Genomic DNA, 10,997 nt, shown 5'->3' with positions numbered 1-10,997 from the left:
TCATGACCACCCTGGAAGACACGCCCCTGGCCGACGGCGTCGCGGACCTCGCCGTCAGCACCGTCGAGAACGACCTCAGCCGCCGGTTCGTCCTGTCCCGGTTGGACGGTGCTCTCGACCGCATCGCCACGCGCTTGGCGACGGTCCTCACGCCCGGCGAACTGGCCCCGCTGCGCTTCGCGGCCGACGCGCTGAAGGGGCTGCCCGCCGCCGAGCGGGCCGCCGTCGAATCCCACCCCTACTACATGTACTGGCTGGTCAAGCAGTACGAGCGGAGCGTGGCCGGCCAGCGGGCCGCGCTCCTGGAAGCCATGCCCGACGTCGGGCGGTTCGTGCTGCTGCCCGCGGCCCGGCACGGACTGGTCCCCGGCGGCGGGGTCGAGCTGCGGGCCCGGGGCGGCCAGCTCCGGTTCCCCGGTCACCTCCGGCACGTGCTGCTGCCCGTCGGCACCCCGGACGGCCCGGTCCACGCCACTGTGGACGGTGACCGGCTGAACGTGCGGGGGCCGGGGTGCGACATCCACGTCCCGGTGGCCGAGCTGCTCGGCGAGGTCGCGCCCGGCGGTGGCTCGCCGGTCGCCGAGCGGCCGCTGATCCCGGGTACCGCGATCGAGGTGGACGGCACCGACCCGTTCGTCGGCGACCTGTACGCGTCGATGAACGCCCGGCCGCCGATGGCCGGCTACCCGCCCCGCGACCTCGCCGCGATGCCGGTGGTGGCACCGGAGACGCTCGACCACCTCGCCGCGGCCTGCGCGCTGATCTCGCGCGCCTGGCCCGCCGCGGGCGCCGAGCTGCTCGGCTACACCCGGCTGCTGGTGCCGTTCGTGAGCCGGTCCTACTCGACGTTCGCCGAGGCGGCGTTCCCCGGCGCGGTGTTCATGGGGGAGTGCCGGCACCCGTTCTCGGACCTGATGTACACCGCCGAGCACCTGCTGCACGAGCACAGCCACGTGCGGCTGTGCATGATCATGGAGCAGGACCCGGTCTTCCACGGCAGCGGCGACACCCTCGTCGAGTCGCCGTGGCGGCGTGACCCGCGGCCGCTCATCGGGATCGTGCAAGGGGTCTTCGTCTTCGCCAGGGTCGCGCGGTTCCTGCGGTACGCCCACCGGCTGACCGGCGAACAGCGGTTCGCGCGGCGGCGGATCGAGGTCGTGGCCGACGTCGAGGCCGCGTTGCAGGTGCTCGAGATCAACAACGTCGGGTTCACCCCGCTCGGGCGGACCCTGCTCGACCAGTTCGCGGCGGAAGCGCGGACCCCGGTCGAGGCCGGCCCGGGGGAGGAGCGGTGACGGCCGCCTTCGTCCCGGCGCGGCAGCCCGACGATCCCGCGCTGCTGGCCTGCGGTGACGCGGCTCTCCGGTCGCTGACCGCCGTGCTGAACGTCGGCGGTGCCGAACCGGACGGTCCGCTGGCGGCCGCGCGGGCCCTGGTCGAGGCGGCCGACCCGGCGGCGTTGCGCGCCGCCGTGCTGCACCCGCTGTTCCGGCACTGGCGGTCCACATTGGACGCCCGGGTGAAGATCGGCGCCGGCGACCGGATCTCGGCGTGGCTGGACAGCCTGCCCCGGCTGCTGCTCGCCCCCGCGCTGCTCGCACGGGACGACTTCGCGCGCGTCCGGGTGCCGCTCGTGCGCGGCGACCAGCTGCGCGTTCCCGGGCTGCCGCGGCACCTCGTGGTGCGGCCGGGCACCGACCCGTCGGTGGTGGTGTCGCGGGAAGGCGGCGAGCTGCGCGTCGAACGCGACGGCGTCACCGAGACGTTCCCGGCCGGGATCCTCGCCGCCGCCGGGCTCGGGGAGTCCCGCAGGCCGGTGCTCGCGGGCACCCCGGTGGAGCTGGACGCGACCGACCCGTGGGTCGAGGAGGTGCTCGCCGGGGTCAACGCCACGCCGTCGCCGCCGCCGTACCCGCCGCGCGACATCCGCCCGGTGCCCGACGCGACCCGCGTCGAGGCGGTGTTCTCCCGCGCCGCCGGGCTGATCGGCCGCGCCTGGCCGGACTGCCTGGCCGAGCTGACCACCCACGTCCGGCTGGTCGTGCCGTTCACCAGCGCCCTGATGGAGGGGTGGACGTCGCTGTCGCACCTCGGCGCGATCTTCCTCCGGGCCGTGTCGGACGACGACGTGCCCGACCCGGTCCGCTTCACCGCGGAACGGCTCGTGCACGAGGCCGCGCACACCCGGCTGTACGTGCTGTCGGTGCGCACGCGGTTCTTCGCCGAAGGCGGGCAGCACCGGCTGCTGTCGTCGCCGCTGCGCAAGGACGCCCGCCCGGCCGCCGGCGTCTACCACGCGGCGTTCGTCCTGGCCCGGGTCGCGGTCGTGATGGCCCGCGCGGCGGCGGTGACGGGCGACGAGCGGTTCGCCGAACGCGGCCACGAATGCCACGCCGAGTTCCGTGAAGCGCAGGACACCCTGGCGACGTCGGGGGCGCTCAGCGAGGCGGGGACCGAACTGCTGGAAGAGGCCGCCGCGCACGCGGCGAGCCCGGCGAGCGGCCGCGTGAGCGGGGCCCGCGCGGAAGGAGAAGGCACATGACGGCGGTCGGCACGGAAACGATGGTCCGGCTGCGGGCCCGGACGCAGCTGGTGAGCGACGGCGAGCGCGTCATCCTGCGCCTCGGGAAGCGGGTGCACGTGCTGGCCCCGTTCGACGAGGCCGTGGAGGAGCTGCTCGCCCGGCTGGCGGAGGGCGCCGAGCCGGAGGTGCTGTCCGGCCGGCTCGCCGCCAGGTTCGGCCCGGCGGCCGCCGCGGCGGCCGAGGCGGCCGTGAACCGGTTGCGGGAGCTGGGTTTCCTGGAAGAACCGCACACGCCCGGCGACATCGACCCCGCCGATCTCGCGCGGCTGTCACGGCTGGTGGACTTCTTCTCCGAGTTCGAGACGCCGGAGACGAGCCGGTTCGACTACATCCGGCGGCTGATCGGGTCCGACGTCGTCGTGCTCGGCACCGGCGGCCTCGGCAGCTGGATGGTCTACAACCTGCTGTGCATGGGTGTCGGGCGGCTGCGCCTGATCGACGGCGACGTCGTGGAAGCCTCCAACCTCAACCGCTCGATCCTCTACGCCGAAGGCGATGTCGGGCGCCGCAAAGTCGAAGCGGCGCGTGACGCGGTCCGTCGGTTCGCGCCGCGCACCGACGTCGAGCTTCACGACCGGTACATCGCCGGCCCGGACGAGCTGGTGCCGCTCATCAAGGGCGCGGACCTGCTGGTGGGGTGCGCGGACACCCCGCCGTGGCTGATCCGGGAGTGGGCCGCGCGCGCCGGGCGGGAGGCCGGGGTGCCGAACATCAACGTCTCGGGCACCCGGGTCGGCCCGCTCTACGTGCCGGGCCGGACCAGCTGCCAGATGTGCGACTGGGCCGCCCTGGTCGACCGCAACCCCAAGATGCCGCGGCTCGTCGAGGCCGGCAGGCGGCTGCCCAAGGGGAATTCCGGCTCGCTCAGCTCCCTGGCGATGCTGGCCGGCGCGCCCGCGGCGCTCGACATCTTCCGCTTCCTGAGCGGGTACGCCCCGCCGGCCACGACGAACGCCGTCGTCGAGATCAGCGTCGACCCGGGCCCGGTGACCGTGCCGCGGCCGCCGCACCCGGAGTGCCCGGTGTGCCACGGCGAAGGCGGACAGGACGGCGCCGGTGCTGCCCGCCCGTGACCGGGTCGGCGCCGTCGCCTTCCGCCGGGCGATGGGCAACTTCGCGACCGGGGTGGCGGTCCTCGGCGTCCACCACGCGGGCGCGTCGCACGGGACCGCCGTCAGCAGCCTGACGTCGGTGTCGCTGCGGCCGCCGATGGTGCTGGTCTGCCTGGCCCGGGAGAGCCGCACCGCGCTGCTCGTACGGGCCGCCGGGCGGTTCGCCCTCACGGTCCTGGGCGAGCGCGACCACCCGGCCGTCCGGCGGTTCTCCGACGGCGGCCGGCCGGACGGCGCGGCGCAGTTCACCGGCCTCGCGCACCGGACCGGCCCGCACACCGGCGCCCCTTTGCTCACCGGCGGCCTCGCCTGGCTCGAGTGCGAGGTCGCCCGGACCGTCGAGGGCGGCGACCACGACGTGGTCCTCGCCGCCGTCCTCGACGTCACCTCCGCCGCCGACCGCGCGCCCCTCGTGCACTTCCGCGGGGACTACGCCCGGCTCGGCGGCCCGACGCCTCGGGAAAGGGGCTCAGCACATGGAATTCCGTGACGTGATCCGCAAACGGCGGATGGTGCGCTCGTTCACCGACGAGCCGCTCGACGACGAGACCGTGCGGCGGCTGCTCGACGTGGCCAACCGCGGGCCGTCGGCCGGGTTCAGCCAGGGTTACGCGCTGCTCGCGCTGCGGACCGAGGAGGAACGCGCGGAGTTCTGGCTCGCGCTGGGACAGGACCCGGCGAAGGGCAACCCGGTCAAGCGCGCGCCGCTGATCGTCGTCCCGCTCGCCTCGAAGCAGGCGTACCTGGACCGCTACACGCAGGCGGACAAGAACTGGACCGACCGCGCGGAGGACCGGTGGGCGGTGCCGTACTGGTACATCGACACCGGGTTCACAGCGCTGCTGACGCTGCTGGCGACCGTCGACGCCGGGCTGGGCGCGAAGTTCTTCGGCATCCTCCCGCCGGTGCTGGACTCGTTCCGCGAACGCTTCGGCATCCCCGCCGAGTACACGCCGGTCGGCGCGATCGCGATCGGGCACCGCGACTACCGCCTCGACCCGGACCCGCCGTGGCGGCCCGCGATCGCCCGCAAACCCCTCGAAGACGTCGTGCACTGGGGAAAGTGGTGACGCTGCTGACGACCACGGCGCCGGACGCCGTGCTGCGCGCCGGGCTCGACGCGCTCGTGACGACGGCGGCGACCGCCGCGGTCGCGCACGTGACCGACGGCGTGGCGGGCCACGGCGCGGCCGCCGGGACCGCGGACCTGGCCACCGGCCGGCCCGCGGCGCCGGAGCACCTCTTCCGGGCGGGGAGCCTGACGAAGGCGTTCGTCGCGGTCGCCGTCCTCCGGCTCGTGGACGCGGGCTGCGTCGGCCTCGACGTCCCGGCCGGCTCGTACCTCCCGGATCTGCTGCGCGACCACCCCCGCGTGACGGTCCGGCAGCTGCTGAACCACACCGGCGGCCTGGTCGACACCACCGAGGTCCGGCCGGTCACGCCGGCGGACCTGCTGACCGCCGGGCGGTTCCGGACCACGACGCCGAGCTGGCTCGCCGAAGCGGCGCTGGCCCGGCCCGCCCATTTCGAGCCGGGGGCGGAATGGCGTTATTCGAACACCGGTTACCTCGTGCTCGCGCTGCTTCTCGAGCGGGTTACCGGTGAGCGGTACGAAACGCTGCTCGGCCGGATCCTCACGGCCGCCGGACTCGGCGCGAGCGTATTGCCCGGGACGTCGCCCTTCATTCCCGGGCCGCACCTGCGCGGGTACGCCTGGCCCGGCCGGGGTGGCGCGCGGCGGCCGATCGACATCACCGTGCAGAACCCGGCCAAGGCGTGGGGTTCCGGCGATCTGATCACGACCGCCGCCGACCTGTGCCGGTTCTTCACCGCGCTTTTCACCGGCGGTCTGCTCTCCCGCCGCGCACTGCGGGAACTGACCACCACCGTGCCCGCGGACGAGGGACGCGACTGGGGGCTCGCGCTGTTCCGCGGCGCCCTGCCCGACGGGCGGCCGGCGTGGGGCTGCACCGGTGGCTTCGGCGGCTACCTGACCGTCGTGCGGTGCGTCGAAGACCCCTTCCGCTGCGTATCGGTCTCGGTGACGCCGAAGTCGGAGACGGCGCTGCCGGACGTCCGGGCGTTCGCCGACCGAGTGCTCGCCGGGTTCCCCCGGTGAACCGTTGTCCCCCCGCGAGAGAGAGGAAGTGCTGATGGACGCGACCACCTCGGTCCGCTCCCGGCGCCGGAAAGCCAACCTGATCTTTGTCGGTGTGCTCGTGCTGGCCGTGGTGGCCGGCGCGCTCGTGTGGCTCTTCCGGACGCCCCAGGAAGTGCACGCGCAATCCGTTTCCGCGAGTTATCCGGCGGTCCGGCAGGACGCCGTCGTCACCGCGGGAAAGGATTCCGCGCCGGTGACGATCGACGTGTACGAGGATTTCCTCTGCCCGCACTGCGCGGAATTCGAGAAGAAGTATTCCGAGCGGATCCGGACCGAGCTCGACGCGGGCCGGCTCAAGGTGCGTTACCACGAACTGCCGATGCTGCAGCGGAAACCGAACAGCGACCGCTATTCGCTGCGCGCGGCCAACGCGGCGTTGTGCGCGGCCGATCAGGGCGGGTTCGTTTCCTACCACGAGACGCTGATGCACAACCAGCCCCCGGAGGCGGCCCCGGTCTTCGACGACCCGAAGCTGATCGCGATCGGGCACGACCTCGGGATCACCGCGCCGGAGTTCGCGGCCTGCGTCACCGGGCAAACCCACTTCGCCGAGGTCGAGGCCGCCTTCGAGCAGGTGAAGGCCGAGCCGGCGTTCCAGGTCGACCGCCCGGACGGCAACGGGCGCGCCTTCCGCGGCACGCCGACCATCGCCGTCGGCACCCGCGTGCTGGACACCGACGACGAGCGGTGGCTGGCGAGCCTGGGGGTCGTGAGCTGAGCCCCGCGGGTCGCTCGAAATCGTCGAACCGGCCCGGCCGGATCGGCGATTTCCGGCAATCGCAGGTCAGGCGTTCGCGGCGCTCGTCGAATCATTTACCAAAGATTGAAAGCTCTTGATCTACTTGTGAGTTCTTGGTAAGCCGGATCCAAGCAGGCTGATCGACTTTGGGGGTTCTTCAGATGCTGAGGTTTTTCGTATTGGGGTCCTTGGCGGTACACCGGGACGGCCGAGCCATCGAACTGGGACCACCCCGCGCGCGCCAGACGCTGGCGACCCTGTTGATGAACCCGGGACGGACGGTGTCGGTCGACCGCCTCGTGGACGTGCTCTGGGCGGAGGAACCGCCCGCCCGCGCCCGGGCCGCCATCCAGGTCTACATCTCCCAGGTGCGGCGCGCGCTCGGCGCGGATCCCCGGGAGTACGTCGTGACCACCGGTTCCGGCTACCGGCTCGACGTCGACCCCGAAGCCGTCGACGTCGGCCGGTTCCGCAGCCTCGTGCGGCTGGCCCGCCGGTCCGACGACCTGCACCGGGTCGCCGGCGACCTGCGCACGGCGCTCGCGCTGTGGCGGGACCAGCCGCTGGTCGGCATGGCCGAGCACGTCCGCGAGGCGCTCTGCGAAGGCCTGGAGAGCGAACGGCTCGACGCGCTCGAACGCCGCGTCGAGTCCGATCTCGCGGTCGGCGGGCACGAAGAACTGCTCGCGGAGCTCTTCACGCTGGTCCGGGAGAACCCGCTGCGCGAACGGCTGCGCAAGGCCCTGATGTGCTGCCTCTACCTGTCGGGCCGCAAGCCCGAGGCGCTGGAGTTCTTCCGGGAGACCCGGCGGCACTTCATCGACGAGCTGGGCGTGGAACCGGGTGCGGAGCTGCGGAACCTGCACGCGGCGATCCTGCGTGACGACCTCGGGGACTTCTACGCGGCCCCGGCCGCCCCGGCGGGTCCGCGGCCCACCCCCGCCCAGCTGCCCGCGCCACCGCCGTCGTTCGCCGGCCGCGCCGCCGAGCTGACGCGGATCCTGCACGCCGGGCACGGCCGGACCGAGGCGCCCCGGATCGTCTCGATCGAGGGCATGCCCGGCAGCGGCAAGTCGGCCGTCGCGCTGTACGCGGCGCACCAGCTGGCCGACGACTACCCCGACGGGCAGCTCTACCTCGACCTGCGCGGGACCGGCGAGACACCGCTGCCACCCGGCGTCGCGCTGGAGCACCTGCTCGGTGCCCTCGACCACCCGGTGCCCGCCGACCCCGCCCGGCGGGCCGCCGCGTTCCAGGAGGTGCTCGCCGATCGCCGGATCCTGCTGCTGCTCGACGACGCCGCGTCCGCCGCCCAGGTGGCCCCGCTGGTGCCGGCCACCGGGCGATGTCTGGTCCTCCTGACGGGCCGGCACCGGCTCACCGGGATCGACCGGCTGGTCCGGTTGCCGCTGCACACCCTGCCCGAGGACGACGCCGTCGCCCTCCTGACCGCCGGTGCCGGGCACCCCGACGCCGGCGGGCGCACGGCCCTGGGCGAGCTGGCCCGCAAGTGCGGCCTGCTCCCGCTGGCCCTGCGCGCGGCCGTCGAGCACCTGGCGTACGGCACCCCGGAGACGGTCACCGCGGAACTGACCGATCCGCTGCGGCAGCTCGGCGGGGTGGCGGCCGCGTTCGGGAGCTCCTTCCGCGCGCTCACCGGCGCCACCCGGGAGCTGTTCCTCCTGCTCGGGCTGCACCCCGGCGCGCCGATCGAAGAGGGCGCGGCGGCGGCGATGGCGGGCGTGACCACTGCGCGGGCGCGTGGGCTGCTGGCGGACCTCGCCGACGCGGGCCTGCTCCGCGCGGAGCCGCCCGGCTTCACGATGCACGAACTGGTCCGGCGCTACGCCGCCGGCCTGGCCGAGCGCCACATCCCGCACCGGACCCGGGCCGCGGTGGTCGACCAGCTCGTCGAGTACTACCTGGACGAGGCGGACACCACGGTCCTCGTCCCGGCCCCGCGGGGCGCGTCCCCCGGCCGCGGCGAGCCGGGCGCCTGCGGCAACCGGCTCCCGGCCCTGCTCGCCCTGGCCGACCTGGACTCCGACGTCGCCCGCCCGGCCCGGTCGATCGCGCTGGCGCGGGCCTGGGCCCGGCACGCGGAGCTCGGCGGCGACCTCGACGCGGCCAAGGCGCTGACGCTGCGGGCCCTGCAGACGTCCCGGCGCACCGGGGACCAGCGCCGGGAAGCCGAGGCCCTGCACGACCTGGGCCGCTTCGAGGCCCGGACCGGCACGCTCGACGACGCCCGGACCCACCTGGTCGACGCGCTGGTGCTCCGGCGGGACCTGGGCGAGGTGCGGGGCGAAGCGCAGACGCTGTCGGTGCTGGCCGAGGTGGCCCGTCTGCTGGGCCCGACGCGGGACGCGGTCGACTTCTGCCGTCGCGCGCTGAACGTCCACCGGCACGCCGGCGACCGCGAGGGCGAGGGGTACGCCCTGCGCGTCCTCGGTGAGATCTCGCTCGACCGGGGCAAACCGGCCGAGGCCGTCGTACACCTGCGCACCGCGCTCGGGCTGGTGGCGGAGACCGGGAACGAGACGCAGCACGGCCTGATCCTCGGCGCACTCGGCCGGGCGCACGCCCTGCTGGGGCACCAGCCCGCCGACGTCACGCACCTCAACCGGGCCCTGGGCCTGCTGAGCCGGCCGCACCACCGGGTCGAGCGGGGGATCGTGCTGACCCACCTCGCCGACGTCCACCGCGACGCCGGGCGCATCTCCGACGCGCTCCACTGCCACCAGCGCGCCCTCGCCCTGGCGAAGATCACCGGGGAGCCGCTGCTGGAAGCGGGCGCGCTCAACAGCTTCGGCGAAACCCTCTACGACGCGGGGGACTTCGACGGCGCGCGGCAGGTGCACGAGTCGGCCCTCCAGCTGGGCCGCCGGACCGGCGTGCGGGCCGTCATCGCCCGGGCGCTCAACGGCCTGGCGCGAGCCGCGCTCGCCGTCGGCAGCCCAGAGAAGGCCCACTGGCTCTGGCGCAGCGCGCTGGGGGAGTGCGAGACGCTCGATTCGGCGCTCACCGCGCGGATCCGGGCGTGCCTGGCGGCCGGAGGCGCCCGTGAGGTGACCCGGTGACCGGCGTGCCGCTGGTCTTCGCCGACCTCGTGCTGATCCTCGTGCTGGCCCGGCTCTGCGGCGCGGCCGCGCTCCGGCTGGGACAGCCGCCGGTGATCGGCGAGATCGTCGCGGGTCTCCTGCTCGGGCCGACGCTGTTCCACGGCGCGGTCGCCGAGACACTCGTCCCGGCGGCCGCCCGGCCGACCTTGAGCGCGCTGGCCAACGTCGGGGTCGCGCTGTTCATGTTCGCCGTCGGGTTTGAGCTGGACCACGCGCACCTGCGCCGCGCCACCGGCTCCGCGATCGGGCTGTCGGTGGTGAGCACCCTGCTCCCGCTGGGTCTCGGCGCCGGGCTCGGCGTCGTGCTGATCGCCGGGCAGCACCCGCGCAGCCCGCTCGGGTTCGTGCTGTTCCTCGGCGCGGCGATGGCGGTCACCGCGTTCCCGGTGCTGGCCCGGATCCTCACCGACCGGCGGTTGCAGCACACCGCGCTCGGCCGGCTCGCACTGGCGACCGCGTCGATGAGCGACGTACTCGCCTGGGCGTTGCTCACGGTCGTGGCCGCCATCGCGCAGCCGGCGGGGGCCGGTCCGTGGCGGCTGCTCCTGGTCGTCCCGTTCGTCGCGGCCCTGGTCGCGCTCCGGCCGGTGCTGCGGTGGGCGCTGTGGCGCGAGCGGGGCGAGCGGGCGCGGCGGGTGCCCGCGGACCGGCTGACGGTGGTGTTCGTCGGCGTGCTGGCCGCCGGCTGGATCACCGAGTTCCTGGGCCTGCACCTCATCTTCGGCGCGTTCCTGTTCGGCGCGCTGCTCCCGCGCGGCGAGTCGGCCGACGCCCGCGCGGAGCTGGCCGGTTACGCCGACAAGATCGGGAAGCTGCTGCTGCCGGTGTACTTCGTCGTCGCGGGACTGCAGGTCGACCTCGCCGGCGTCGGCACCGCCGGGCTCCTGACGTCCGGGCTGATCCTCCTGGTCGCGGTCGCCGGCAAGTTCGGCGGCGGCTTCCTCGGCGGCCGGCTGGTCGGGCTGGACACCCGCGACGCACTCGGGATGGGGGCGTTGATGAACACCCGCGGCCTCACCGAGCTGGTGGTGCTGAGCGTCGGGCTCCAGCTCGGTGTCCTGAGTGGAGCGCTGTACTCGATGATGGTCGTGATGGCGATCGTGACGACGGCGATGACCGGGCCGCTCCTGTCGCTGTTCGGCATCGGCGAGCCGGGATCGTTGCCGGACACCGGAAATCTCCGGACGGCCGGAACCGGGAGAAGCCGGGCGAATCGGTAGTCGCGTCGTTCGCCGGGGCCGCGGCGCACCGTACACTTCGGACCGACAGCCGGACGGTG

9 protein-coding genes are annotated in these 10,997 nt (G+C 74.3%); all 9 read left to right on the top strand.

Features of this window, described 5'->3' with window-relative positions:
- Positions 1-2: 2 nt before the first annotated feature.
- Entirely contained in the window at positions 3-1,295 is a 1,293-nt protein-coding gene (locus tag OG570_RS39860) for an aKG-HExxH-type peptide beta-hydroxylase (protein WP_326953968.1), read from the top strand.
- Positions 1,292-2,542 (top strand): aKG-HExxH-type peptide beta-hydroxylase, encoded by a 1,251-nt coding sequence (locus OG570_RS39855; RefSeq protein WP_326953967.1) that lies wholly within the window; start codon positions 1,292-1,294, stop codon positions 2,540-2,542. Before OG570_RS39860 ends, OG570_RS39855 begins: the two co-directional genes overlap by 4 nt.
- Positions 2,539-3,657 (top strand): HesA/MoeB/ThiF family protein, encoded by a 1,119-nt coding sequence (locus OG570_RS39850; RefSeq protein WP_326953966.1) that lies wholly within the window; start codon positions 2,539-2,541, stop codon positions 3,655-3,657. The genes OG570_RS39855 and OG570_RS39850 overlap by 4 nt, the downstream gene beginning before the upstream one ends.
- Positions 3,641-4,186, top strand: coding sequence for a flavin reductase family protein (locus OG570_RS39845; protein ID WP_326948840.1), 546 nt, complete (start codon positions 3,641-3,643; stop codon positions 4,184-4,186). The genes OG570_RS39850 and OG570_RS39845 overlap by 17 nt, the downstream gene beginning before the upstream one ends.
- The gene (locus OG570_RS39840; protein WP_326948841.1) at positions 4,173-4,766 is read left to right on the top strand and encodes a nitroreductase family protein; all 594 of its coding nucleotides are present in this window, start codon (positions 4,173-4,175) and stop codon (positions 4,764-4,766) included. The genes OG570_RS39845 and OG570_RS39840 overlap by 14 nt, the downstream gene beginning before the upstream one ends.
- Positions 4,760-5,815: a serine hydrolase domain-containing protein gene (locus OG570_RS39835; RefSeq protein ID WP_326953965.1), complete on the top strand. Its 1,056-nt coding sequence runs from the start codon at positions 4,760-4,762 to the stop codon at positions 5,813-5,815. Before OG570_RS39840 ends, OG570_RS39835 begins: the two co-directional genes overlap by 7 nt.
- A gap of 34 nt (positions 5,816-5,849) precedes the next feature.
- Entirely contained in the window at positions 5,850-6,575 is a 726-nt protein-coding gene (locus tag OG570_RS39830) for a DsbA family protein (RefSeq protein ID WP_326953964.1), read from the top strand.
- 182 nt (positions 6,576-6,757) lie between these two features.
- Positions 6,758-9,676 carry an AfsR/SARP family transcriptional regulator gene (locus OG570_RS39825; RefSeq protein ID WP_326953963.1) on the top strand — a complete coding sequence of 973 codons (2,919 nt, stop codon included), beginning with the start codon at positions 6,758-6,760 and terminating at the stop codon, positions 9,674-9,676.
- Complete coding sequence (locus OG570_RS39820; protein ID WP_326953962.1) at positions 9,673-10,938, top strand: cation:proton antiporter domain-containing protein; 1,266 nt, start codon at positions 9,673-9,675, stop codon at positions 10,936-10,938. Before OG570_RS39825 ends, OG570_RS39820 begins: the two co-directional genes overlap by 4 nt.
- Positions 10,939-10,997 lie beyond the last annotated feature (59 nt).

This window comes from Amycolatopsis sp. NBC_01286 (assembly GCF_035982555.1).
GTDB lineage: Bacteria > Actinomycetota > Actinomycetes > Mycobacteriales > Pseudonocardiaceae > Amycolatopsis.
Note: the sequence above shows the minus strand (reverse complement) of the source record. Positions and strands in the feature narration are given on the sequence as shown.

What these genes read in the sequence shown, in the direction of transcription:
- OG570_RS39825 (WP_326953963.1), top strand. Translation starts at nt 6,758, where the DNA reads ATGCTGAGGTTTTTCGTATTGGGGTCCTTGGCGGTACACCGGGACGGC.
- OG570_RS39840 (WP_326948841.1), top strand. Translation starts at nt 4,173, where the DNA reads ATGGAATTCCGTGACGTGATCCGCAAACGGCGGATGGTGCGCTCGTTC.
- OG570_RS39830 (WP_326953964.1), top strand. Translation starts at nt 5,850, where the DNA reads ATGGACGCGACCACCTCGGTCCGCTCCCGGCGCCGGAAAGCCAACCTG.
- OG570_RS39860 (WP_326953968.1), top strand. Translation starts at nt 3, where the DNA reads ATGACCACCCTGGAAGACACGCCCCTGGCCGACGGCGTCGCGGACCTC.
- OG570_RS39850 (WP_326953966.1), top strand. Translation starts at nt 2,539, where the DNA reads ATGACGGCGGTCGGCACGGAAACGATGGTCCGGCTGCGGGCCCGGACG.